This window comes from Streptosporangium sp. NPDC000095, from assembly GCF_042899335.1.
Lineage (GTDB): Bacteria > Actinomycetota > Actinomycetes > Streptosporangiales > Streptosporangiaceae > Streptosporangium.
Window position 1 is genome coordinate 259078 of record NZ_JBIAZS010000012.1, and the last position, 25227, is coordinate 284304.

A 25227-nucleotide genomic window follows, 5' to 3' on the forward strand; every position below is an offset into this window, starting at 1 on the left:
TTTCGGGCATTTGGCGATGGCGACTTTTTTAATTGCCGGCCGGATCGTAGTCAATGCTTGACAGGTTATTTAAGGACCTCCCAATATTGAGGCGTCCACGATGGCGGGCCGTATCCGGCTCCGCGCATCGGGGGGTCAACGATTCTGCCGTTTCTGTCGCGGGTAATTGACGTTCCCCCCTGGCTGTTTCATGTCTTTTTCTCCCCTGTCAGATACGAGTACGGATCGGTGGTGTGTTGTGACGGAGTTCGAGGCTGGCCGGTCGCAGCTGAGCTTGAGTACGGACGCCGCGCGTAACCTGGCGACGACGACCAAGTCGACTCCCCAGATGCAGGAGATCACCTCACGGTGGCTGCTGCGGATGCTCCCCTGGACGCAGGTCTCGGGCGGCACCTACCGCGTCAACCGGCGGCTGAGCTACACGATCGGTGACGGGCGGGTGAGCTTCACCAACTCGGGGTCGCAGGTGGCGGTCATCCCGGCCGAGCTGTGCGAGCTGCCCCTGCTGCGCGGGTTCGACGACTCCGACGTCCTCGACGCGCTGGCGGGCAGGTTCGTCCAGCGCGAGTTCCAGGCCGGCGACGTGCTCGTGGAGGCGGGACAGCCGGCCGACGAGGTCGTGCTCATCGCGCACGGCAAGGTCAACAAGCTCGGCACGGGTCCGTACGGCGACGAGATCGTGCTGACCGTGCTCGCCGCGGGCGACCACTTCGGTGACGACGCGCTCGTCGGTGACGAGGGCGAGTGGCCGTTCACCGCCAAGGCGGTCACCGGCGGCACGGCGATGGTCCTGCCCCGGCACGCGTTCCATGAGCTGGCAGGGCAGGCCGAGCCGCTCCAGGCCCACCTGCGGCAGCGGGAGACGGCCGAGCGCGGGCCGCAGAACAAGTACGGCGAGGCCGCCGTCGAGGTGGCCGCCGGGCACGCGGGAGAGGCCGACCTGCCGGGCACGTTCGTCGACTACGAGCTCACCCCGCGCGAATACCAGCTGAGCGTCGCGCAGACGGTCCTGCGGGTGCACACCCGGGTGGCCGACCTCTACAACGACCCGATGGACCAGATCGAGCAGCAGCTCCGGCTCACGATCGAGGTGCTGCGCGAGCGCCAGGAGCACGAGCTGATCAACAACCGCGAGTTCGGGCTGCTGCACAACGCCGACCTCAAGCAGCGGATCCACACCCGCAGCGGCCCGCCCACCCCCGACGACCTCGACGAGCTGCTCAGCCGTCGCAGGAGCACGAGCTTCTTCCTCGCCCACCCGCACGCCATCGCCGCCTTCGGCCGCGAGTGCAACGCGCGCGGGCTCTACCCGCAGGGCGTCGACGTCGGCGGCAGCGGGGTGCCCGCCTGGCGCGGCGTCCCCATCTTCTCCTGCAGCAAGATCCCCATCACCTCCACCCGCACCACCTCGATCCTGGCGATGCGCGTCGGCGAGGACAACCAGGGGGTCATCGGCCTGCACCAGACCGGCATCCCGGACGAATACCAGCCGAGCCTGTCGGTTCGCTTCATGGGCATCAGCGAGAAGGCGATCATCTCCTACCTGGTCAGCGCCTACTACTCCGCCGCCGTCCTGGTGCCCGACGCGCTCGGCATCCTGGAAGACGTCGAGATCGGCCACTGAGGACGGGCCGGGCGACCCACCACCTTCGGACCGGCCGCTGAGCGAGGGAGAGCAAGGATGACGACCATCGAGATGTCGACGAACGGGCGGTCCGCGGGTGAGGTGCTCGCCTGGAGCCGGGACACGGTCGAGGCGACCCTGCGCCCGGCGGCCGACACGTTGCCCGCCTCGATGCGGCGAATCGCCGGATACCAGTTCGGCTGGTGGGACGAGCAGGGCAGGCCGTCCACGATCGGCGGGGGCAAGGCGCTCCGTCCCGCGCTCGCCCTGCTCTCGGCCGAAGCCGTCGGGGGGACCGCCGTCTCGGCCCTTCGACCGGCGGCGGCCGTCGAGCTGGTGCACGACTTCTCCCTGCTGCACGACGACGTGATGGACGGTGACCGGACCCGCCGCCACCGCCCCACGGCCTGGGCCGTCTTCGGCGTCAGCCCGGCGATCCTGGCCGGTGACGCGCTGCTGACGCTCGCCTTCGACGTGCTCGCGACCGGAGGGCACCCGGCGACCGCCGAGGCGACCCGGATATTCAGCACCGCCGTGCAGGAGCTCCTGGACGGCCAGAGCGCGGACGTCGCCTTCGAGGATCGCCGGGATGTCGGGCCGGCCGACTGCCTGAGCATGGCGACCGGTAAGACCGGGGCCCTGCTGGGGTGCGCGTGCGGGCTCGGCGCGCTGTTCGGCGGTGGCACTCCCGAGCAGGTCGAGCATCTCGTCGCCTTCGGCAGGGACCTGGGGCTCGCGTTCCAGCTCGTCGACGACCTGCTCGGCATCTGGGGAGATCCCGCGACGACCGGCAAGCCCGTCCACTCGGATCTGCGCAGCCGCAAGAAGTCCGTCCCGGTCGTCGCGGCCCTCACCTCGGGCACCCCGGCCGGACGGGAGCTGGCCGGGCTCTACCACCGGGAGCAGCCGCTCTCCGACGACGAGCTGGTCCACGCGGCCACGCTCGTCGAGGCCGCGGGCGGACGCGACTGGACGCGCGTGGAGGCCGACGAGCTGCTCGCGCGGGCACTGCGTCACCTGGAGGCCGTGGGTGCGCCGCCCCGGCCCGCCGCGGAGCTGACCACCCTCGCTCGTCTCGTCACCCGCCGCGACCACTAGACGGTGCGGAGGCGGGCGGGCGCCTCCGCGTTCGTCTCCTCGATGGAGCCCTCAGACGAAGGCGCCGATGCCGGTGATCGCCCGTCCCACGATCAGGGTGTTGATCTCCCGCGTCCCCTCGTAGGAGTAGATCGCCTCGGAGTCGGCGACGAACCGGCCGACGTCGTAGTCGAGGTCGATGCCGTTACCGCCCAGGATCTCCCTCGCCCACCCCACGGCCTCGCGCATCCGCGCCGTGCAGAAGGCCTTGGCCATCGCCGAGTGCTCGTCTTTGTAGACGCCCGCGTCCTGGAGTTGCGCCAGCCGCACCACCATGCCCAGCGAGCAGGTGATGTTGCCCAGCATCCGCACGAGCAGGTCCTGCACGAGCTGGAACCCCGCGATCGGCCGTCCGAACTGCTCGCGCGTCCCGGCGTACTCCAGCGCCAGCTCGTAGGCGCCCATCATGCACCCCACCGCCTGCCACGCCACGCCTCCCCGGGTCTGCCGCAGGATGGCGCCGGTGTCGCGGAAACCGTTGGCCTTCTGCAGCCGGTTGATCTCCGGCACCAGGCAGTTGGTGAGGGTGATGTCGGCGTTCTGGACCGTCCGCAGGGCTATCTTGTTCTCGATCTTCGTCGCGGCGAAGCCGGGCGTACCCTTCTCGACCACGAATCCCTTGACTGCGCCGTCGGCGCCGTCGGCCTCGTCCTTCGCCCACACCACGATCAGGTCGGCGAAGGTCGCGTTGCCGATCCAGCGCTTGGCCCCGTTGAGCACCCACATGTCGCCCTCGCGGCGGGCCGTCGTGCGCAGTCCGGCCGCGACGTCGGAACCCCCCTCGGGTTCCGTCAGCGCGAACGCGCCGATCTTCTCCATCGCCGCCATCGGCGCCAGCCACCGCTCCCGCTGCTCCTCCGAGCCCAGCCGGTCGACGCTGCCCATCGCGAGGCCGTTGTGGACGCCGAAGAACGTGCCCATCGACGGATCCACCCGGTTCATCTCCAGGACCACGAAGCCGGTCAGCAGGCTCCGCGCTCCCCGACAGGACAGGCCCGCGATGTCAAGCTTGGCGAACCCGGGAACCAGTTCGTGGGGAAAGCGGGAGTTGGTCCACGACTCGTTCGCGATGGGCGCGACCTCGCGCGCCATGAACTCCCGCACCCGGAGCACGATCTCCTTCTCGTGCTCCTCCAGCAGGTCGAAGTAGTCATAGAAATCACCGGTCGTCATCGGCGCGGCTCCCCTCCGGTAGTCGTGTCCCTGTCTTGGCCGAATGCCCGAAAGCCGGGGCATCAAGCGGAACACGCCGGAGACGATGAAGGCCCGGGGGATCCCCGGGCCTTCACGTCGGTCGCCGTCAGGCGTCACCCGGCCGCGACGCGGCCCCGGGCGGGACTACCAGCGGCGGGTGTAAACACGCACCCCGTCGGTCCGGCTGCGGCTCTCCTCGAGCTTGTCGGTGCCGTCGAAGATCGCGCGGTAGTCGCCGCTCTTGGTCGCGCGGGCCTTGGCGCGGAACTTACCCTGCCAGTTCGTGTCGGCGGAGGTCACGTACTTCCAGGCGCTGGAGCCGCGCTTGCGGAAGTAGATCTCCACCTCCTCGCCGCGTACGCCCTTCCAGCGCCTGTCGTCGACCTGGAGGCTGCCGGTGAAGTAGACCGAGCGGCCCTTGCGGACGCGCTCGGGGTTCGCGGAGAACCGGTAGACGCGGGTCTCGGCCTTCTCGGCCTTCTCGTGCACGACGGAGAAGTTGACCTCGTCGGTCACCTTCTTGCCGTCCTTGTCGTACGCGTCGGCGATCGCGACCCAGCGACCCTCGAAGTCGCTCTCGTCGAAGCTGGTCGTGAAGCGCCACAGGTCGCCCTTGTGCAGGAGCCTGGGCTCCTGGGCGGCCATGGTGCGGGCCTGGTCGGAGACCGGCCTGAGGCGAAGCTCGACGCGGGTGGCCTCGGTGGTACGGACCTCGATGGAGACCCTCGTGTCGTCGTCTCCCTTCACGACGACCGGGTTCGGGTCGATGTTGTCGATGCGCACACTGAGAGCGACTCGCTCCGCGGAGGCCGTTCCCGCGGACAGGAGCAGAGAGCTGCCCACCGCGGTCGACAGCAGGCCGATGGCGATTCGTTTCATCAAGACGCTTTCCTCTTCTCCCCGTTTCAGGAGACGGTCAGGGTTGACCGTTCCCGCATCCATAAGACGACACAGAAGCGGGTGATGTTGCCAAAAATCTCCAAAAAAGGAGGTTTAAGTCTCCGTAAGGTAACGTTTCTAGGCGGGAACGGCCAGGTCAGGCGCCAGTCGCCGGGTCCCGAAAATTTATTTGAAGCAAGTCTGTTATATCCGATTTGTCGGAATTCCCCTTGTGGGGCGGAGGGGTTGCGGGTGGGTTCGGTATCGCTAACCGGACATAACGGACAATTGGGGTGTGGTGTCGCGGTGTCGCCGGACGGATAGCGTTTGCGTATGAGTGCCACCATCGTCGCCAAGGACCTGGCCGCCGGACACGGCGACCGCGCGCTTTTCACCGGGCTCGACCTGGTGGTCGCCCCCGGTGACATCGTCGGCCTGGTCGGGGTGAACGGCGCGGGCAAGTCAACCCTGCTGCGGATCCTCGCGGGGCTGCTGCCCGCCGAGCACGGCTCCGTGCGGCTCAGCCCGCCCTCGGCGTCGGTCGGCTACCTGCCCCAGGAGCGTGAGCGCCGCGCGGGCGAGACGATCGCGGAGTTCCTGGCCCGCCGCACCGGGGTGGCCGCCGCGCAGCGCGCGCTGGACGCCGCGACCCAGGGGCTGGTGGAGGGCGCCCCGGGCGCCGACGACGACTACGCCACCGGTCTGGAGCGCTGGCTCGCCCTGGGCGGCGCCGACCTGGAGGACCGGGCCGCCGAGGTCGTCGCCGAACTCGGCCTCGCCGTGGAGCTCGACCGGCCGATGACGGCGCTCTCCGGCGGCCAGGCCGCGCGGGCGGGCATGGCCTCCCTGCTGCTCAGCCGATACGACGTCTTCCTGCTGGACGAACCCACCAACGACCTCGACCTGGAGGGGCTGGAGCGGCTCGAACGCTTCGTCACCGGGCTGCGCGCCGGGACCGTCCTGGTCAGCCACGACCGCGAGTTCCTGGCCAGGACCGTGAACAGGGTCGTCGAGCTCGACCTCGCCCAGCAGCTGGTCAGGGTGCACGGCGGCGGCTACGAGGCATACCTCGCCGAGCGCGAGGTCGCCCGTCGGCACGCCCGCGAGGAGTACGAGGAGTACGCGGGCACCGTCGCCTCCCTCAAGCAGCGCGCGGGGATGCAGCGCGCCTGGATGGAGAAGGGCGTCAAGAACGCGCGGCGAAAGGCGCCCGACAACGACAAGATCGGCCGCAACCTCCGTACCGAGACGACGGAGAAGCAGGCGGCGAAGGCCCGCCAGACCGAGCGGATGATCGAGCGGCTGGAAGAGGTGGAGGAGCCCCGCAAGGAGTGGGAGCTGCGCATGGAGATCGCGGTGGCGCCGAGGTCGGGCGCCGTCGTCGCGACGCTGCGCGACGCCGTGGTCCGGCGCGGCACGTTCACCCTCGGCCCGGTGAACCTGGAGGTCGGCTGGGCGGAGCGGGTGGCGATCACCGGCGCGAACGGCTCGGGGAAGTCCACCCTGCTCGCGGCGCTTCTGGGCCGGCTCCCGCTGGAGGAGGGCAACGCCTCGCTCGGTCCCGGCGTGGTCGTCGGGGAGGTGGACCAGGCGCGCGGGCTCTTCCTCGGTGACGAACCCCTGGTGGACGCCTTCGGCGCGGCCGTGCCCGACATGGTCCCCGGTGACGTCCGCACGCTGCTCGCCAAGTTCGGCCTGCGCGCCGCGCACGTGCCGCGCCCGGCCGCCACCCTCTCGCCGGGGGAGCGGACCCGCGCCGCGCTCGCGCTGCTCCAGGCGCGCGGGGTGAACCTGCTCGTGCTGGACGAGCCGACCAACCACCTGGACCTGGCCGCGATCGAGCAGCTGGAGTCCGCGCTCGCCTCCTATCCCGGTACGCTGCTGCTGGTCACCCACGACCGCCGGATGCTGGAGGCGGTGCACACCACCCGGCGGATCCACGTCGACGAGGGCCGGATCGCCGAAAGGTGACCGAGACGCCCGCGGGACCTGACTGATGACGTAACTTTCGCAAGTCTCTGCAAGTAATTGCTTCTTTTGCCTTATAGTTTCATCATGACGCGACGGCTTGCAGAAGTGGCCAAGAAGGTCGGGATGAGCGAGGCGACGGTCAGTCGCGTGCTCAACGGGAAGCCCGGCGTGTCCGAGGCGACCCGTGAGGCCGTCCTCACGGCGCTCGACGTGCTCGGCTACGAGCGGCCGACCCAGCTGCGAGGTGACAGGGCGCGGCTGGTCGGGCTCGTCCTCCCCGAGCTGCAGAACCCCATCTTCCCCGCCTTCGCCGAGGTGGTCGGGGGCGCGCTGGCCCAGCAGGGCTTCACCTCCGTGCTGTGCACCCGGACCCTGGGCGGCGTCTCCGAAGCGGAGTACGTCGACCTGCTGCTCCAGCAGCAGGTGTCGGGGGTCGTCTTCGCCGGAGGCCTGTTCGCCCAGGCCGACGCCCCCCACGACCATTACGAGCTGCTGCGGGAGCGACGCCTGCCGACCGTGCTGGTGAACGCCGCGGTCGCGCACCTCGCCTTCCCGCAGGTCTCCTGCGACGACGTGGCCGCCGCCGAGATGGCGCTCGGCCACCTGCGCTCGCTGGGCCACGAGCGGATCGGCATGGTGCTCGGCCCTCCCGACCACGTGCCCTCGCGGCGCAAGCTGGACGCGGCCGACCTCGACCCCGAGTTCGTGGAGCACACCATGTTCTCCCTGGAAGGAGGGCACGCGGCGGCCGCCCGGCTGATGCGAAAGGGCGTGACCGGCGTCATCTGCGCGAGCGACGTGATGGCCCTGGGCGCGATCAGGGCGGCCCGCAGGGCCGGGCTCTCCGTGCCCGACGACGTCTCGGTGATCGGCTACGACGACTCCGCGCTGATGAACTGCACCGACCCGCCGCTGACGACGCTGCGCCAGCCGATCGACGCGATGGGACGCGCGGTCGTCGACCTGCTCGCGGCCCAGATCGACAAGGCCCTCGTCCCGGCCGACGAGCTCCTCTTCGAGCCCGAACTGGTGGTCAGGGCCTCGACCGGCCCGGTCAAACGCTGAGGGGCGCCGATCGCGAGGCGGGGGCGTCGCCCCGCGCCCGGTGAGGCGGCCGACGTCCTTCGATCCCCAGTCCTCTCGCAGGTCGGCCCGCCGGAGCTTCTGATGCTCCGGGGCGGGGCATCCTTGGTGCTCGGGCGACGACGCCGCGCCGCAGGACCCGTTTCAGATCACACCACGGATGATCTAGCGGTTGGACATCATTATATTCCGAGCCTGTGTTTATTTATTACGAATATATGTCGTGAAAATGTGCCGGAACATCCCCGTTCTTCCTGAGGGTGCGATCCTCGTCGCCCGCGCTTTCCCGCGGCGGGCTCGGGTCTCTCCGTCGAGCCCTACGACAACCGGCTGCCCGGGTGGAACCGGTGGCTGAGCCGGTCGTGCCGGCCGCCACCCTCGGCATCGTGGTGCGCCGCAGGTGCCGGGCCGCCGCCTCGGCGAGCTGGTCCTCCCGCCGAGGTCGCGGCCCGCGGCCCGGTGGCCGTGCCGGGCGGGGAGACCCCGCCCGGTGCTCACTTCGAGACGTAGAGGATCTTCCAGCTGCCCGCGTACAGGCAGTTCAGGGAGGGCTTGGAAGCCTTGCGCTCGGAGCAGACCTTGAGCTCGACCTGGTAGAGGTCGTGCTGGGTGAACGAGAACGACTTCGGGGTGCCGTAGGAGCAGTCGACGACGCTGCGGTGCTTGAACGGCAGGTTCTTGCCGTCGGGGGTGCGGTAGGTGAGACGGAAGACCGCCCAGCCGCAGGAGGAGTCCCTGGTCAGGTCGTAGACCTTGCCGGAGATCTTGCCTCTCTCGGCGGCGGGGATGTCGGCGTGGTCCTCACCGTAGACGGTGATCGAGCCGTGCGTCTTGGCCCTCCTGCCGGGGGCGTAGTAGGTGCCCCACGGGCCGGCGCCCTGCTCCGCCGTCGCGTCGGCGGTCGCCGGGCCGCTCCGCGTCGGGGCGGTCGCCGCCTGTGCGGTCGCCGGGGCGATGGAGACGAGTGCGGTGGCGAGGGCGAGTCCGGTGAGAAGGCGGCTGATCGTCATGGGAGGGATTCCTTTCCGGCTGTTGTGACCACAGTGTGTGATGGGCCGCTTTCAACCGGGTTGACCGCTCACTGCAAACGAGTATCAGCCACTTATAAGAGGGAATGTGGAGTCAACAGGAGGTAAGTGCATGGAAGCGCTGGGAATAGACATCGGCGGGTCGGGGATCAAGGGTGCGCCGGTGGACGTCGCGAGAGGGCGGCTGACGCGGGAGAGGCTGCGCGTGCCCACACCGAGCCCCGCCAAGCCCGAGGCGGTGGCCGAGGTGGTGGCGGAGATCGTCAAGCATTTCGCCTGGGATGGGCCGGTGGGGGTCACCTTCCCCGGGATCGTGCTCGACGGGGTCGCCAGGTCGGCCGCCAACGTGGACAAGGACTGGATCGGCACGGACGCGCGGAAGCTGTTCTCCCAGGTGACGGGGTTGCCCGTTTCCGTGCTCAACGACGCGGACGCGGCCGGTCTGGCCGAGGTGGCGGCGGGGGCCGCGAGGGGCAGGCCGGGGGTGGTGATGATGCTGACCTTCGGCACGGGGATCGGCAGCGCCCTGCTCATCGACGGCCGCCTGGTGCCCAACACCGAGCTCGGGCATCTGGAGATCAGGGGCAAGGAGGCCGAGAAGCGCGCCTCCGACCACGCGCGCGAGGCGCACGACCTCGACTGGGCCGAGTGGGCCGAGAGGGTGCAGGAGTATCTGGAGCACGTCGAGGCGCTGTTCTCTCCTTCGCTGTTCATCATCGGAGGAGGGGTCAGCAAGAAGGCGGACAGATTCCTGCCCCTGATCAAGCTGCGCACCCCGATCGTCCCCGCGGCGCTGCAGAACGAGGCAGGCATCGTGGGCGCGGCCATGGCGGCCGTGTGAAGACGCCGTCTTACCCCGATGTAGCCGCCCCGTCGGCCCGGACGTGGACGTCGATCGGCGCGCCACCACGTACCAGCGTGTTGTAGATCGGGCAGCGCGCGCTGAAGTCGTCGACGTACCGCAGGCCCTGTTCCTCCGTGACGTCCGCGAACCTGAAGTGGAGCTCGATCCGTTCGAAACGAGTGCTGTCGTTCTCGTCGACGAGGTACGAGCCGGTCACCTCCAGCCGCGGATACGGCAGTTCCCACTCCACCGAGCGTGCCGCGATGATGTTCAGCGCGCACCCGGCGAGGCTCGCCAGGAAGTACTCCGCCGTGCCCGGATGCGCCGGGTTCTCCAGCAGCTTGCCGTTGTCGATCGTGAACGTCGCCGGCTCGCCGTCCGCGACGAAACGCCCGGCGACCTCCGTCGTCCTCAGGGTCAGCGCGTAGGGCCTCCTCTCCGTCGCGGTCATGCCTTACCGGCCAGCCGGTTCGGGACGCTCTTGAGGCCGAGGTGCTCGCGCAGCGTCGAGGTGGTGTACTCGGTACGGAAGACGCCGCGCCGCTGGAGTTCGGGGATCACAAGGTCGACGAACGTGGCCGCCGGCCCTGGCCAGTAGGGCTGGCAGATCGCCACGCCGTCGAACGCGCGATCGTGGAAGTTGGTCTCGATGAAGTCGGCGAGCTGTTTCGGGTCGCCCACGATCGCGGGCTGCGAGATGGGGTTGTTGCCCATGTAGTGGGTCAGGTCCTCAAGGGTGATGTCCTCGTCGTCGAAGCTCGCGACCGCGTTGTCGATGATCCAGGCCTTCTCCGGGATCAGGGTACGGTCGATCGCCTCCAGCACCCGATCCGTGCCGGTCCGCCCGGACAGGTCGAGTCCGAGTTGGCCCGAGAGCACCTCCGGCACGAACACATTGGTGTTCAGATCCTGCACCTCGCGGAACTTCGCGTGCGCGTCGCGGGCGTTCTCGGCGACGTAGGGGGTGATGCCCGAGATGAGCAGGTGGTCGTCCTCGTCACGCCCGTGGCGCACGACACGGGCCTTGATGTCGGCGTAGTACGCCTTGTTCCACGCGGCGTCGCGCCAGTGGATGAACCGCATGTCGGCGTACTTGGCGCCGTACTCCAGAGAGCGTTCCGAATATCCCGGATGCAGGAACGGCAGGTGGCCCTGCGGCGGCCGGGGGAAGTTCAACGGGCCGCGGATCGCGAAGAACTCGCCCGAGTGGTCGAGCCGGTGGGCCCTGGTGACGTCGTGGTAGACGCCTTTCTCCTTGTCCGCGACGAGCCAGCCGTCCTCCCAGCTGTCCCACAGGTCGAAGAGCACCTCGGTGAACTCCTCGGCCCGGTCGTACTTGTCGTCGCCCTCCGGGTGTCGTTCCCTGCCGAAGTTGAGCGCGGCCGAGGTGTCGGAACCCGTGACGATGTTCAGGCCGAGCCGCCCGCGCGAGAGATGGTCGAGGGTGGCGGTGATCCGAGCGATGTGGAACGGATCGTTGTACGTCGTGTTGAACGTCACGACGAGCCCGACCTTCTCGCTGAAGGCCGCGGCGTAGGCCATGGTCGTGAAGCCCTCGATCGCGAACAGGTGGTCGTGGGAGGCCTGGACGTTCTTCCCGGTGTAGGAGAAGTTCCCGCGCTGCGCGGAACTGGTCAGCGAGTTGCCGACGAAGTAGAAGTCCAGCTTCCCCCGCTCGGCGATCTTGACTCCCTCGGAGACGAGCACCGGATCCGTGTATCCGTCCGCCTGGGCCTCCGGCAGCCGCCAGGCGCTCGAATGCCGTCCGACGCCGCTGTAGACGAGTCCGAGTTTCACATGCTGATGGGCCATGTCGAGGCTGACCTTTCTTTGTTATCGAAGAGTGGAGGCGGGTTTGCGTCGCAGGGGGCCCTGCTGGTCCACCCCCAGGTACGACAGGAGTTCGGCCCGGTAGGCGAGCAGGTCGGCGCCCGGGATCGAACCGTCGTTCGCCCGTTCCACCTGGAGCGCGTGCGCGATCCGCCCGTCGCCGAGCACCAGGACTCGGTCGGCCAGCACCACCGCCTCGTCGACGTCATGGGTCACCAGCACCACGGTCGGTGCGTGCCGCTCCCAGATCGTGACGACGAGCTGGTGCATGGAGATCCGGGTGAGGGCGTCGAGCGCGCCGAACGGCTCGTCGAACAGCATGAGCCGGGGCTCCCGGACGAGGGCGCGGGCGAGGGCGACCCGCTGTGCCTCCCCGCCCGACAGGGTCAGCGGCCAGGCGTGGCTCTTGTCCGCGAGCCCGACCTCGGCGAGCGCGGCGAGGGCGGCCGGGGCCGACGTGCGCGGCAGCCCGATGGTCACGTTGTCGAGCACGCTGAGCCAGGGGAACAGGCGCGCCTCCTGGAAGACGACCGCGACCCCGTCCGGCACCTCGACGCGACCCGCGTCCGGCTGGTCGAGTCCGGCGAGCAGGCGCAGGAGCGTGGACTTGCCGGAACCGGACCGGCCGAGGAGGGCGACCACCTCGCCCTCCTCGACCCGCAGATCGAGGTCGTCGAGGACGAGCTGGCCGCCGAACCTGCGGGAGACGCCGTCGGCCAGGTCGAGCACCCTAGCCAAGGGTCGTCACGTCCACGTAGTTCTTGGTGAGGTCGGGAACGCTGTCGCGGAAGCCGAAGCGCACGGTCTGCTCACCGACCTCCTTGATCTGCGCGAGGAGCGCGCTGTCGATCGGGACCACCTGGACCGGGTCGAAGCCGAGGACGATGTCGACCAGGTTGGCCGGCTGCCCGTCGGCCAGCCGTGCCTTCCTCTCGATCTCGCGGTCGGTCTGGATCCGCTTGGCCTGGTCGACCAGCCCGTCGAACACGCCCTTCACCGCGGCGGGGTTGGCGTCGAGGAAGCTCCGGGTGACCACGAACAGGCTCCAATTGCGCGCCTTCGTGCCGGCGTTGGTGGTCAGCACCGTGGTGTCCTTGATCAACTGTGCTGAGGCCAGGAAGTTGTCCCAGGTCGCGAGGGCCTGGACGTCGCCGCCGGCCAGCGCGGAGACGCCGTCGGCGGGGTTGGCGATGTAGACGGTCTCGACGTCGCTCGCCTTCAGGCCGGCCGACTCCAGCGCGGCGAGCAGCACGTACTCGCCGGTCGAACCGCGGGTGCTCACGGCGACCTTCTTGCCCTTGAGATCGGCGACGGTCGAGACGCCGGCGTCGTTTCGCACGACGATGCCCTGGTTGTTGCCGTTGTTGAGGCTGAGGGCGAAGGCCACGAGCGGCGATGCGGTGTCGGCCTCGTTGAAGAAGGTGGCGACGGAGTTCGACGTGAAATCGATCCGGCCGGCCTTGGCCGCCTCGGATGCCTCGACCGGCGCGAGCGGACCGTTCCACTCGACGGATCCGCCGACGCTCTTGAGCGTGTCGGCGACCGCGTTGCTGTCCTCCGCCAGCGTCCACAGGCTCGTGCCGCCGAAGTGCCCGACCCGGGCGACGACCGGCTCGCCGTTCGCCGCCTGCGCTGTCTCCGTCGCGGTGGCCGAGGGCTCGGTGCCACCGCCGCAGGCGCTCAGCGCGAGTGCCGCCACAAGGGTGAGGCCGCCGAGCAGGCGATGCCGGCCGTGGACGCGGAGGGAGGTGTTCATCAGGGGTTTCCTTACTTTCTTGAACCAGCGGACCGGGGAGCGTCCGATGTGGTGCTAAACGCCGCTGTGGGCCTGCCGCCAGCGGAAGATCCTGCGTTCGGGCAGCGCGACCAGCGCGTCGGTCACGAGTCCCAGCACCGCGTACAGAACGACGCAGAGGATGACGATCTCGCCCTGGCCGTACTGGCGGGCGTTCGTCAAAAGGAACCCGATGCCGGTTACCGCGTTGAGGCTTTCGGCGAGCACGAGCACGGCCCACGTGATGCCGAGGGCGTACCGGATGCCGATGAACACCGAAGGCAGGGCGCCGCGAAGCAGCACCCGGGTGGAAAGCTGGTACGCGGTGAGGCCGTACACCTTGCCCGCCTCGACCAGGCGCCGGTCGACGTTCCTGATGCCGCCGAAGGTGTTGAAGTAGACCGGGATCGCGGTGGCCAGGATCACGAGGAGCACCTTGGTCTCCTCGCCGATGCCGATCCAGAGGATGAGCAGGGGGAGCTTGGCGGTGAACGGGACCGCGCGGAGGATCTGGACCGGCTTGTCGAACACGTACTCCGCCCAGCGGGAGAACCCGGCCAGCACACCCAGCAGGACGCCCGCCGCGACGCCGATCGCCGCCCCGATCAGCCCGCGGGTGACCGTGACTCCGATGGAGGTCCACAGGAGACCCGTTTCGGCGAGTTCCATCGTGGAGGCGACGACCCGGGCCGGAGACGGCAGGAACTGGGCGGGGACCGCGCCGATCGCCGTGGTGACGGTCCAGATCACGACGATCGTGAACACGCTCAGCCACGGCGCGAGACGCAGGCCCAGTCGTGGCCATGCTGGGCCTGGGCGAGCGGCGATGGAACTCATCATGACCTTCTGTGCCGAAATTCATGCAATACAAGTCGGGTATGCATGAATAGTAGCGGCAGTTATGGCAGGACCGAAACCCCCAAGTCGGTCATATCGCTCGCCGTCGCGGCGATGTACCTCGCGGCGTTCAGTCCGGCCTTGGGGTGGCGCCATGGGGGGTCGCTGTCCGCGGGCCCATGAGGCCGGTGGTGGTCGTGGTGATCGACGTACTCGTCCGGGTTTCGGTGCCCCGGGAGTTTCGGAGGCTCCCGCGAGACGCGGGCCGGGAGCCCGGTGGCCGGCATCGCACCGCCGCCAGGCCCGGCGGGGGAGCGGCTTGCTCAGGTGGTGAGGAGACCGTGGGCTTCCGCGAGGAGTTCGAAGGAGCGCAGCCAGGCCGTCCGGTCGGGGGTGGCGGAGACGGTGATCAGCTCGTCGGCCTGGGCGTGTTCGGCGAAGCGGTCGAGGTAGTCGGTCACCTCGGCAGGGGTCCCGATGGCGGAGTAGGTGGTCATCTGGAGGATCTGCCGCCCCGCGGGGGAGGCGAGGATGCTGTCCGCCTCCTCCGGCGTGAACTTCCGGCCCCGGCCGAGCAGCAGGCTGACCCGGCTCCGCTTCATGGCCAGGAACTGCTCCTGGGCCTCGGCCGTGGTGTCGGCCGCGAGGACGTTGACGCCGGCGATGACGTACGGGCGGTCCAGCTGCCGGGACGGCTTGAACTCGCGCCGGTAGAGCGAGACGGCGTCCTGGAGCGCGGTCGGCGCGAAGTGGGAGGCGAAGGCGTACGGCAGCCCGAGGGCGGCGGCGAGCCCGGCTCCGAACAGGGAGGAGCCGAGGATGTACAGCGGCACGTCGGTGCCCTTGCCCGGCGTCGCGTCGACACCGGGGATTCTGGACTCGCCGGTCAGGTATCCCTGCAGTTCCAGGACGTCCTGCGGGAAGTCGTCCGCGGACATCGGGTCGCGACGCAGGGCTCGTGCGGTCTGCTGGTCACTGCCCGGCGCCCGGCCGAGACCGAGGTCGATGCGCCCCGGATGCAGGGTTTCGAGGGTTCCGTACTGCTCGGCGATGGTCAGCGGGGAATGGTTGGGAAGCATGACGCCGCCGGCTCCGAGGCGGATCGTCCGGGTGTGCGCGGCCACGTGGGCGATGAGCACGCCGGTCGCCGAGGACGCGATGCTGGGCATGTTGTGGTGCTCCGCGTACCAGATCCGCCGGTAGCCCAGCTCCTCCGCGCGCCGGGCCAGGGTCACGGTGGCCCGCAGGCTGTCGGCGGCCGTCTCTCCCTCGCCGATGTGCGCCAGATCAAGGATGGAGAGTGGAAGAGCCATGGAGAGCAAGCCTTTCGTCACGGGGAGAAAGGAGCGTGCACCCCCCTGAGTGCTGTGCAACGGTGCCGATGCTGCGGTTATTTCAACGCCGCAGGCCGGCTCTGGCCCCCGAGGCGGGCGGCGCGTGGTGATCGCCTGTCTCGGCCTCGGCGAGCGCGGTGGGCCCGCCTGTGCAGCCGCCTCGGGGCGGCGTGCCTTCAGGCCGGTGTCGTCGGGCGGGAAGCGCGCGGCGCGTCCGTCTCGATGACCGCCGGCAGGCCGCCCGGGTTCGGTGCCGGATGGATGTCGTGGAGCACCCGGTCCGGGTCGGCGGCACATGGTGCGGCTCGGGTGTGTGCTTCATGGAGGCGATCCGGAGGCGGGGCCCCGGAGAGATTCGCGGTGCCCCGGGGGCCGTTCACCGGTGGCCGCGCACCGTTTTGGAGCACTTGAGGACAGAGGTCTGAAACTTTCATCGGGTTCGAAACCCGTTCGGTGAGGTCAGGGGCCGGGAGGGTGCCAATCCAAGGGCTCCGACGTGCAACAAGCTGTACACATCCTCGAAACATCCGGACTATGGGAGCGCTCCCACCATCGTCCTGGAGATGATTACGAATGACAGTCAATCCGCGCCGCCATACCTGGCGCAACCGGGTGGCGACCATGGCGGCCATGTTCGTGGCCGCCGCCGGTCTCGCCACCGGGCAGGCCGCCACGGCGCACGCCGCGGTCGCCTGCGACGTCGCCTACACCACCAATGACTGGCAGGGCGGATTCACCGCCAACGTTACCCTGAAGAACCTCGGTGACCCGCTCACGAGCTGGACCCTGGGCTTCACCTTCGGCGCCGGGCAGACGATCCAGCAGGGCTGGTCGGCCACCTGGGCACAGTCGGGCGCCCAGGTCACCGCGAAGAACCTCGCCTGGAACGGCGCCCTCGCCACCGGCGCCTCCACCAGCATCGGCTTCAACGGATCGTGGAACGGGAGTAACCCCAAGCCCACCTCCTTCACGGTCAACGGCGTGACCTGCGGCGGGCAGAACCCGGTCAACCAGCCCCCCACGGTCAGCCTGACCAGCCCCGCCTCCGGCTCCACCCACCAGGCCGGTGCCGCCGTGCCGCTCGCGGCGACCGCGAGCGACGACGGCTCCATCAGCAAGGTGGAGTTCTACGTCGACGGCACGCTGGTCAACACCGACACCACCGCCCCCTACTCCTACTCCGCCACCGGTCTGGCGAGCGGCGCGCACACCGCGAGTGCCAAGGCGTACGACAACGCCTCCCCGGCGCTCTCCACCCAGACCGCCGCGGTGCCCTTCACCGTGGGCGGCGGCAACACGACGCCGTCGATCGTCGCCTCCCCGACCTCCCTCAGCGTTCCCGAGGGCTCGTCGAGGACGGTTGGTTTCCGGCTCAGCCAGGCGCCGAGCGCCAACGTCACGGTCAGCCTGGCCAAGACGGGTGACAGCGACATCACCATCGCGCCCAGCACGCTGACCTTCACCACCGCCAACTGGAACACGGCGCAGAACGTGACGGTCTCGGCGGCCCAGGACGCCGACCAGACCAACGGCACCGCCACCATCACGGCCACCGCCGCCGGGCACACCGCCGCCACCGTCGCCGTGACCGAGGCCGACGACGACGGCACCGACCCGACGCCGGTGCACGTCGACAACCCCTACGACGGCGCCGACGGCTACGTGAACCCCGACTGGTCCACCAAGGCCGCCGCCGAGCCCGGTGGCACCGCGGTCTCCAAGATCTCCACCGCCGTGTGGCTGGACCGGATCGCCGCCATCGAGGGCACCTCCTCGGGCAGGGGCCTGCGCGCCCACCTGGACGAGGCCCTGCTGCAGGACGCGGCCAACGGCAGCAAGCCGCTGACGATCCAGATCGTCATCTACAACCTGCCCAACCGCGACTGCTCGGCGCTCGCCTCCAACGGTGAGCTGCTCATCTCCGAGAACGGCCTGAACCGCTACAAGACCGAGTACATCGACCCGATCGCCGCGATCATGGCCGAGTCGAAGTACGCGGGCCTGCGGATCTCGACGATCGTCGAGATCGACTCGCTGCCCAACCTGGTCACCAACCTCAACCTGGCGAAGTGCCAGGAGGCCAAGAGCAGCGGCGCCTACGTCGACGGCGTCCGCTACGCCCTGAACAAGCTGCACGCGATCAAGAACGTCTACACCTACGTCGACGCCGGACACCACGGCTGGCTCGGTTGGGACTCCAACTTCGGTCCGTCCGCCGACCTGTTCGCGACCACCGTCGCCGGCACCACCGCGGGCTTCGACAGCGTGGACGGTTTCATCACCAACACCGCCAACTACTCGGCGCTGCGTGAGCCGCACTTCACCATCAACACCAACGTCAACGGCCAGAGCGTCCGCCAGTCGACCTGGGTTGACTGGAACTTCTACGTCGACGAGCTCACCTTCGCCCAGGCGTTCAGGAACACGCTGATCCAGAAGGGCTTCAAGTCCAACATCGGCATGCTGATCGACACCTCCCGCAACGGCTGGGGAGGCTCGGCCCGCCCGGCCGCTCCCAGCACCTCGACGAATGTGAACACCTTCGTCAACGAGTCGCGCGTCGACCGCAGGGTCCACGCCGGCAACTGGTGCAACCAGAACGGTGCCGGACTGGGCGAGCGCCCGCAGGCCAACCCCGCCACCGGTCTGGACGCCTACGTCTGGGTCAAGCCTCCGGGTGAGTCCGACGGCTCCAGCAAGGAGATCCCGAACAACGAGGGCAAGGGCTTCGACCGGATGTGCGACCCGACCTACGGCGGTAACGAGCGCAACGGCAACAACCCCACCGGCGCCCTGGGTGACGCCCCGGTCTCCGGCCAGTGGTTCTCCGCCCAGTTCCGCCAGCTGCTGCAGAACGCCTACCCTCCCCTCCCGTAACCCGCTGACCCCGGATCCCGCCCCGGCGGGATCCGGGTGAGGCTCGACACGACGGCCCCGTCACCCCGAATTCCGATTTCGGGGAGGCGGGGCCGCCTCCTTTCCTCCTGAAGTCCCGCTGAAGTCCCGGCCTCTTCTCGGGGCCGCCACCTTCCCGAGGGTCTCCGGTCGCCTTTCCCCGGCCTCCCGCCACCGCGCGCTCGTCTTCGGCACGGGGATCGGCCATGGGACCGAGGGCGGGCCTCCGTACGGTCCGATATTGGGATGCGGTGGCGCGGTGTCTCGGGCAGCATGGGCGGTTGGGCCTTCGCACAGGGGCCTTCAGGTGTGGAGCTCCACACGCGCCTCACGACCGCGGGTGAGCCTTCACACGTGGGCCGAAAGTATCCTGGGTTCAGTATGGGAACGCCTCCTTTGACATCGTCTCTCTCCGACCTGCACGCACGCCTGCCCGAGCTCACGCTGCGTGACCAGCGGCGGCTTCGTCGCAGGCTCGACGGGGCACGCAGGGTCAGAAACCGCGCCGCGCAGCAGAAGATCGCCACGGAGATCACCTCCGACATCGAGCGAGCAGAACGGCGCGTCGCCCGGCGCCGCGCCGGTGTCCCCGCGATCACCTATCCGGAGGCGCTGCCGGTCAGTCAACGCAAGGACGACATCCTGGAGGCGATCCGCGACAACCAGGTCGTGATCGTCGCCGGAGAGACCGGCTCCGGCAAGACCACCCAGCTGCCGAAGATCTGCCTTGAGCTGGGCAGGGGCGTGAGGGGCCTGATCGGGCACACCCAGCCCCGCCGCATCGCGGCCCGCACCGTGGCCGAGCGCGTCGCCGAGGAGCTCGACACCCCGCTCGGCGACGCCGTGGGCTACAAGGTGCGCTTCACCGACCAGGTGGGCGACGGCACCCTCGTCAAGGTCATGACGGACGGCATCCTCCTCGCCGAGCTGCAGAACGACCGCGACCTCGACCAGTACGACACGCTCATCGTCGACGAGGCGCACGAGCGCAGCCTCAACATCGACTTCATCCTGGGCTACCTCAAGCAGCTGCTCCCGCGCCGCCCCGACCTGAAGGTGATCATCACCTCGGCGACGATCGACCCCGAGCGATTCTCCCGGCACTTCGGCGACGCGCCGATCGTGGAGGTCTCCGGCCGGACCTACCCCGTCGAGGTGCGCTACCGGCCGATCGCCGAGGATGACGACCAGATCCAGGCGATCGGCAAGGCGGTCGACGAGCTGTGCGCGGAGGGACCCGGCGACATCCTCGTCTTCCTCAGCGGTGAGCGCGAGATCCGCGACACCGCCGAGGCGCTGTCGAAGCGCAAGGACGCGGAGATCCTGCCGCTGTACGCCAGGCTGTCCGCCGCCGAGCAGCACCGGGTCTTCCAGTCGCACACCAACCGCCGGGTCGTGCTCGCCACCAACGTGGCCGAGACCTCGCTGACCGTGCCGGGCATCAAGTACGTGGTCGACCCCGGCTTCGCCAGGATCTCCCGATACAGCCACCGCACCAAGGTCCAGCGCCTGCCCATCGAGGCGATCTCCCAGGCCTCGGCCAACCAGCGCAAGGGCCGCTGTGGCCGCGTCTCCGAGGGCGTCTGCATCCGGCTGTACGAGGAGGACGACTTCGTCACCCGGCCGGAGTTCACCGACCCGGAGATCCTGCGTACCAACCTCGCCTCGGTCATCCTGCAGATGACCTCGATCGGCCTGGGCGACATCGGCGCCTTCCCGTTCGTCGAGCCGCCCGACCAGCGCCAGGTCAAGGACGGCTACGACCTGCTGCTTGAGCTGGGTGCCTTCGACCAGGGGCGGCGGATGACCCCGCTCGGCCGCAAGCTGGCGGGCCTGCCGGTCGACCCGCGACTGGCCCGCATGGTGCTGGAGGCCGACCACAACGGCTGCGTCCGCGAGGTCATGGTCATCGCCTCCGCGCTGTCGATCCAGGACCCGCGCGAGCGACCGGCCGACAAGCAGCAGGCCGCCGACGAGAAACACCGCCGCTTCGCGGACAAGGAGTCCGACTTCGTCTCGTACCTGAACCTGTGGGAATACCTGCAGGAGCAGCAGAAGGAGCTCTCCTCCAGCGCGTTCCGGCGACTGTGCAAGGCCGAGTTCCTCAACTACCTGCGCGTCCGCGAGTGGCAGGACGTCTACGGCCAGCTCCGCCAGATGTCGAAGACCCTGGGCGTCACCCTCAACAGCACCCCCGGCGACGAGCAGAAGATCCACATCTCCCTGCTGTCGGGTCTGCTGTCGCACGTCGGCGTCAAGGACATCGACAAGAAGACCGCCGACGCCGGCGGCGGTCGCCGCCCCCCGAACGAGCCGCGCAGGCCCATGACCGAGTACGTCGGCGCGCGCAACGCCCGGTTCGCGATCTTCCCCGGCTCCGCGCTCGCCAAGAAGCAGCCGCTCTGGGTGATGTCGGCCGAGCTGGTGGAGACCTCCAGGCTCTGGGCTCGGGTGAACGCCAAGATCGAGCCCGAGTGGGTCGAGCCGCTCGCCCAGCACCTGATCAAGCGCACCTACTCCGAGCCGCACTGGGAGAAGAAGCAGGGCTCGGTGATGGCCTACGAGAAGGTGACGCTGTACGGCGTCCCGATCGTGGTCCAGCGCAAGGTCAACTACGGCCGTATCGACCCCGAGCTGAGCCGGGAGCTGTTCATCCGGCACGCCCTGGTCGAGGGCGACTGGGAGACCCACCACGCCTTCTTCACCGAGAACCGCAGGCTGCTCGAAGAGGTCGAGGAGCTGGAGGAACGGGCACGGCGCCGCGACATCCTCGTCGACGACGAGACGCTGTTCGACTTCTACGACCAGCGCGTCCCCGCCGACGTCGTCTCCGGACGCCACTTCGACTCCTGGTGGAAGAAGGTTCGCGCCGATCAGCCCGACCTGCTCAACTTCGAGAAGTCGATGCTGATCAGCGAGACGGCGGGCGACGTCAGCAGACGCGACTACCCCGACGTGTGGCGCCAGGGCGGCCTGCGCTTCCCTCTCACCTACCAGTTCGAACCCGGCACCGACGCCGACGGCGTCACCGCGCACATCCCGCTCGCGCTGCTCAACCAGGTCAACGTCGAGGGTTTCGACTGGCAGATCCCCGGGCTGCGCGAGGAGTTGCTCACCGCGCTCATCCGGAGCCTGCCCAAGCACATCCGGCGCAACTTCGTCCCCGCCCCCAACTACGCCAAGAAGGCGCTGGAACGGGCCGAGCCCACCCAGGAGCCGCTGCTCGCCATGCTGGAGCGCGAGCTGCTGAACCTGACCGGCGTCCAGGTGCCGCGCGAGGCATGGCAGCCCGACCTCGTCCCCGACCACCTCAAGATCACCTTCCGGGTGATCGACGGGCGCAGGCACAAGCTGGCGGAGAGCAAGGACCTGGCCGAGCTGAAACGGCGGCTCGCCCCCAAGCTCCGCCAGACCCTGTCCAAAGCCGCCGGCCTGGAGAAGACCGGCCTGACGGGATGGACCGTGGGTGCGCTGCCCAAGACGTTCGAAGAGCGCAGGATGAAGGCGTACCCGGCGCTCGCCGACGAGGGCGCCACCGTGGCCGTACGGATGTACGAGACCGAGACCGAGCAGCGCCGGGCCATGTGGGAGGGCACCCGCAGGCTGCTGCTGCTCAACACCCCGTCACCGGCCAAATGGGTGCTCGGCCGCCTCGGCAACCAGTCCAAGCTCGCCCTGAGCCGCAGCCCGCACGCCGGTGCCACCGCGCTGTTCGACGACTGCATCGCCTGTGCCGCCGATTACCTCATGGCCGAGCACGGGGGCCCGGTCTGGGACGAGACGGCCTTCACCACCCTGCACGACAGGGTCAGGGCCGAACTGTTCGACACCACCGCCGAGGTGGTCGCCCGGGTCGAGAGCGTCCTCAAGGTCTGGCACACCGTCTCGACCCTGTTGCCCGAGTCTCGCTCCACCCCCGCCATCGAGGACATCCGCGACCAGGTGGCCAACCTCGTCTACCCGGGTTTCGTCACCGACACCGGTTACAGGCGACTGCCCGACCTGCTCCGCTATCTCAAGGGGGCCGAACGGCGGCTGGAGAAGGTGCACGAGGACGCGTTCCGCGACGGAGAGCGGATGGACAGGGTGCACGACATCGAGGACGAGTATCACGAACTGGTCGAGAAGCTCCCACCGGCCCGCCGCTCGGATGACGACGTCCGCCAGATCCGCTGGATGATCGAGGAGCTCAGGGTGAGCTACTTCGCCCAGACCCTCGGGACTCCGTACTCGATCTCCGACAAGCGCATCCGCAAGGCGATGGAGAAACTCTGAGGGCTGTCCCAGCAGGAACCGCCGACGTTCGGCTCCGGAGTGCGTTGCCGCAGGTTGAGGCTCCGCCGGAGCGCGGGAGCTACAGGAAGATCGAGGTGTCGAGGTCGAAGTCGACGGGGGAGGGGATGCGGAGCGGCTTGCCCATCTCGGTGTGGGTCATGGTCCGGTAGGTGCCCTCCTCGGGGTCACTCAGGACCGTGACCGACGGCGGGGAGGCGACCGGATCGACGATCAGCATGATCGGGACGCCGCAGCCCGCGTAGATCCTGGGCTTCGTGGCGCGGTCCATCTCCATGCTCCCGGGTGAGACGATCTCCGCCACCAGGATGAGCCCCGAGGAGAGGATCTCACGCTCACCCCAGAGCGGAGCGTCCACCGGGACCAGGCAGTAGTCGGGCACGATGGTGTCACGAGGACCTTCGACACAGATGTCGACATCGCCGGAGAAACTTTCCCAGCCGTTCTCGTCCTCCACAGGAATCAGGGCTCTGCTGAGAGATCTGGCTACGCGCGCGTGCCGGGGGGTCGCGGAAGGACTCACGATCAGGTTCCCGTCGATGACTTCGGCCCGAAGGCCGCGGATAGGGGGAAGGGACTCGAAGATCTCCCTCGGGGTGCGAGGGAATGGTTGCTCTTCTGGGACGGAGGGCTGAGCGGGTGGCTGGGGTGCGGTGCGCGGGACGGATCGCTGAGACGCTGTCATCACCATCGGTTTTGTATCCCTCCGTGTCCGAACATGCACTCTGAGTGTGGCACAAGGCCCCCTGTGGTGGGAGAGAAATGAACCCTGTGCGCGGGCCGCGGCGGAGTTTCCGGCGCCGAATGCGGAGGCTTTCGTGAACAGGGAATCCGGGGCAAGCGGAAAGGTCGGAGGTGCCGCGACCGTGCGAGCCGGACGCGGGGGCCTTCCGTGAACGGGGCGCCGAGGTCGCCGTCCGGCGGGTGGACGGTCGGCCGCGTTAAAGGAAGATCGAGGTGTCGAGGTCGAAGTCGACGGGGGAGGGGATACGGAGCGGCTTGCCCATCTGGACGCGTGTGACGCTCTGGTAGGTCCCGTCCTCGGGATCGCTCAGGACTGTGACCGTGGGAGGGGTGGCGATCGGGTCGACAAGCAGCATGAGGGGCACCCCGCCCGTGGCGTAGATGCGAGGCTTGTCGTCACGGTCGACCCGCGTGCTCCCTGGAGAGACGATCTCAGTGACCATGATCAATCCGGAGGAGCGCAACTCCAGTGCGCCCCAGCGTGGGCAGTCGGCGGGGGCGAGTGCGAGGTCGGGGACGAGGCTGTCTCGGGGGCCATCGATGCAGACGTTCACTCCGCCCAGGTGGGCGTGCCACTTCCGCTCCATGACGACCGGCTGCAGCGCGTAGGAGAGGAGTGTCGCGCTCCAGCTGTGTTCGGGGGTGCCCACGGGGCTCACGATCAGGTTCCCGTCGATGACTTCGGCGCGAAAGCCGGGGGTGGGGGGCAGGGTTTCGAGAAGATCCCGCGCCGTGTGAGCCGGCGACGGATTCTTCCGGGGAACATGGCGGGCGGGACGGCCGCGTGCCGTTGTCACCATGAGGTCTCTCCCTCCGTGTCCGAGTGATGACTCTAAGTCTCGCATGGTGGTGTGGTGCGGCGCGACGCGTATGGTCAGTGGTCGCGGGTCGGCCTGGGGCGACGTGGCGCGGGCGTGGAGGCGGGGCCGGGAGCATGGCCGGGTTGCGGGTGTCCCCGGTCCCGTTCGGTGAGGGAGGCGGGTGACGCGGTCCCGCTCGGTGTCGTCCCGGGCGGCCGGACTACGATCGTGGGCCTGAAAGGGAAAGGGAGGCACCGTGGTCCGGGCGCTGGTGTTCGACGTGGGCGAGACGCTGATCGACGAGACGCGCATCTGGTCGCGCTGGGCCGACAGGCTGGGCGTCACCCGGTTCACCATGCTCGGTGTGCTCGGCGGCATGGCCGCGCTCGACCGGTCGTTCGAGGACGCGTTCCGGCTGCTGAGGCCCGGGTTCGAGGTCGAGGCCGAGCAGGAGGCGTGGAAGCGCGACGACCCCACCGGGCTCCGGGTGAACTTCGACGCCGACGATCTCTATCCGGACGTACGGCCCGCCCTCGCGGCGCTGCGCGACCTCGGATACGAGCTGATCATCGCGGGCAACCAGCCTCCGCAGGCGCGCGACGCGCTCGTCGCGATGGACCTGCCCGTCGACGCGATCCACACCTCCGACGGCTGGGGTGTCTCCAAGCCGGCCCCGGAGTTCTTCGCCAGGGTCGTCGCGGTGTCGGGTCGCGAGCCCGGCGAGATCCTCTACGTGGGCGACCGGCTGGACAACGACGTCCTGCCCGCCCGTGCGGCGGGCATGCGGACCGCGCTGATCCGCCGGGGGCCCTGGGGGCATCTCCACGCGGAGCGCCCCCGCGCCGCCGAGGCGGACCACGTGGTCGACGACCTGCACGCCCTGGCCGCCGCCCTCGCCCGCTGACCGCCCCGGGGACGAGACCGAGCCGGCCCCGGGACCTGACCGCATCGCCGAGTTGC

General features: G+C 69.1%; 19 protein-coding genes. 8 read left to right on the plus strand and 11 right to left on the minus strand.

Going from position 1 to position 25227, the window contains the following annotated elements:
• Positions 1-238: 238 nt before the first annotated feature.
• Together ACFY3V_RS26180 and ACFY3V_RS26185 are read left to right on the plus strand one after the other, a co-directional pair.
• Positions 239-1624 carry a family 2B encapsulin nanocompartment shell protein gene (locus ACFY3V_RS26180; protein ID WP_362902189.1) on the plus strand — a complete coding sequence of 462 codons (1386 nt, stop codon included), beginning with the start codon at positions 239-241 and terminating at the stop codon, positions 1622-1624.
• A 57-nt stretch (positions 1625-1681) separates the two neighbouring features.
• Positions 1682-2722, plus strand: a complete 1041-nt coding sequence (locus ACFY3V_RS26185) for a family 2 encapsulin nanocompartment cargo protein polyprenyl transferase (RefSeq protein WP_362902187.1) — start codon at positions 1682-1684, stop codon at positions 2720-2722.
• Positions 2723-2773: 51 nt separating this feature from the next.
• On the opposite strand, the gene ACFY3V_RS26190 is transcribed toward ACFY3V_RS26185, so the two are convergent.
• Positions 2774-3934 carry an acyl-CoA dehydrogenase family protein gene (locus ACFY3V_RS26190; RefSeq protein WP_389777054.1) on the minus strand — a complete coding sequence of 387 codons (1161 nt, stop codon included), beginning with the start codon at positions 3932-3934 and terminating at the stop codon, positions 2774-2776.
• Between the two features lie 165 nt (positions 3935-4099).
• On the minus strand, positions 4100-4834 hold the full coding sequence (locus ACFY3V_RS26195; RefSeq protein ID WP_350946058.1) for a hypothetical protein: 735 nt from the start codon (positions 4832-4834) through the stop codon (positions 4100-4102).
• Positions 4835-5167: 333 nt separating this feature from the next.
• Here ACFY3V_RS26195 and ACFY3V_RS26200 point away from each other — a divergent pair, with 333 nt between their 5' ends.
• Entirely contained in the window at positions 5168-6805 is a 1638-nt protein-coding gene (locus ACFY3V_RS26200) for an ABC-F family ATP-binding cassette domain-containing protein (protein WP_350946059.1), read from the plus strand.
• 84 nt (positions 6806-6889) lie between these two features.
• Entirely contained in the window at positions 6890-7870 is a 981-nt protein-coding gene (locus tag ACFY3V_RS26205) for a LacI family DNA-binding transcriptional regulator (protein ID WP_362902182.1), read from the plus strand.
• A gap of 512 nt (positions 7871-8382) precedes the next feature.
• Here ACFY3V_RS26205 and ACFY3V_RS26210 read toward each other — a convergent pair.
• Positions 8383-8898, minus strand: a complete 516-nt coding sequence (locus ACFY3V_RS26210; RefSeq protein WP_362902180.1) for a hypothetical protein — start codon at positions 8896-8898, stop codon at positions 8383-8385.
• Positions 8899-9028: 130 nt separating this feature from the next.
• On the opposite strand from ACFY3V_RS26210, the gene ppgK reads away from it, so the two are divergent.
• The gene (gene ppgK / locus ACFY3V_RS26215) at positions 9029-9757 is read left to right on the plus strand and encodes a polyphosphate--glucose phosphotransferase (RefSeq protein WP_362902178.1); all 729 of its coding nucleotides are present in this window, start codon (positions 9029-9031) and stop codon (positions 9755-9757) included.
• A 10-nt stretch (positions 9758-9767) separates the two neighbouring features.
• Here the strand turns inward: ppgK and ACFY3V_RS26220 are convergent, their stop codons facing one another.
• From ACFY3V_RS26220 to ACFY3V_RS26245, 6 genes are all read right to left on the minus strand, one after another.
• The gene (locus tag ACFY3V_RS26220; RefSeq protein ID WP_389777061.1) at positions 9768-10211 is read right to left on the minus strand and encodes an OsmC family protein; all 444 of its coding nucleotides are present in this window, start codon (positions 10209-10211) and stop codon (positions 9768-9770) included.
• A complete protein-coding gene (locus tag ACFY3V_RS26225) occupies positions 10208-11572 on the minus strand; it encodes an NtaA/DmoA family FMN-dependent monooxygenase (RefSeq protein ID WP_362902174.1) in 1365 nt (454 codons plus the stop codon). The genes ACFY3V_RS26220 and ACFY3V_RS26225 overlap by 4 nt, the downstream gene beginning before the upstream one ends.
• Positions 11573-11593: 21 nt before the next feature.
• On the minus strand, positions 11594-12319 hold the full coding sequence (locus ACFY3V_RS26230) for an ABC transporter ATP-binding protein (protein ID WP_362902451.1): 726 nt from the start codon (positions 12317-12319) through the stop codon (positions 11594-11596).
• A 1-nt stretch (position 12320) separates the two neighbouring features.
• Positions 12321-13346 (minus strand): ABC transporter substrate-binding protein, encoded by a 1026-nt coding sequence (locus tag ACFY3V_RS26235; protein WP_389777065.1) that lies wholly within the window; start codon positions 13344-13346, stop codon positions 12321-12323.
• A gap of 54 nt (positions 13347-13400) precedes the next feature.
• Positions 13401-14201 (minus strand): ABC transporter permease subunit, encoded by an 801-nt coding sequence (locus ACFY3V_RS26240; protein ID WP_389777068.1) that lies wholly within the window; start codon positions 14199-14201, stop codon positions 13401-13403.
• Positions 14202-14524: 323 nt separating this feature from the next.
• The gene (locus ACFY3V_RS26245) at positions 14525-15514 is read right to left on the minus strand and encodes an LLM class flavin-dependent oxidoreductase (protein WP_362906877.1); all 990 of its coding nucleotides are present in this window, start codon (positions 15512-15514) and stop codon (positions 14525-14527) included.
• A gap of 594 nt (positions 15515-16108) precedes the next feature.
• Between ACFY3V_RS26245 and ACFY3V_RS26250 the strand changes: the two genes are divergently transcribed.
• Entirely contained in the window at positions 16109-18412 is a 2304-nt protein-coding gene (locus ACFY3V_RS26250) for a glycoside hydrolase family 6 protein (protein ID WP_389777072.1), read from the plus strand.
• Positions 18413-18811: 399 nt separating this feature from the next.
• Complete coding sequence (gene hrpA / locus ACFY3V_RS26255) at positions 18812-22705, plus strand: ATP-dependent RNA helicase HrpA (RefSeq protein WP_389777075.1); 3894 nt, start codon at positions 18812-18814, stop codon at positions 22703-22705.
• A 79-nt stretch (positions 22706-22784) separates the two neighbouring features.
• On the opposite strand, the gene ACFY3V_RS26260 is transcribed toward hrpA, so the two are convergent.
• Together ACFY3V_RS26260 and ACFY3V_RS26265 are read right to left on the minus strand one after the other, a co-directional pair.
• A complete protein-coding gene (locus ACFY3V_RS26260) occupies positions 22785-23414 on the minus strand; it encodes a Uma2 family endonuclease (RefSeq protein WP_389777078.1) in 630 nt (209 codons plus the stop codon).
• Between the two features lie 250 nt (positions 23415-23664).
• On the minus strand, positions 23665-24624 hold the full coding sequence (locus ACFY3V_RS26265) for a Uma2 family endonuclease (RefSeq protein WP_389777081.1): 960 nt from the start codon (positions 24622-24624) through the stop codon (positions 23665-23667).
• Between ACFY3V_RS26265 and ACFY3V_RS26270 the strand changes: the two genes are divergently transcribed.
• A complete protein-coding gene (locus tag ACFY3V_RS26270; RefSeq protein WP_350946068.1) occupies positions 24524-25171 on the plus strand; it encodes an HAD family hydrolase in 648 nt (215 codons plus the stop codon). The two genes, ACFY3V_RS26265 and ACFY3V_RS26270, sit on opposite strands and share 101 nt — an antisense overlap.
• Positions 25172-25227 lie beyond the last annotated feature (56 nt).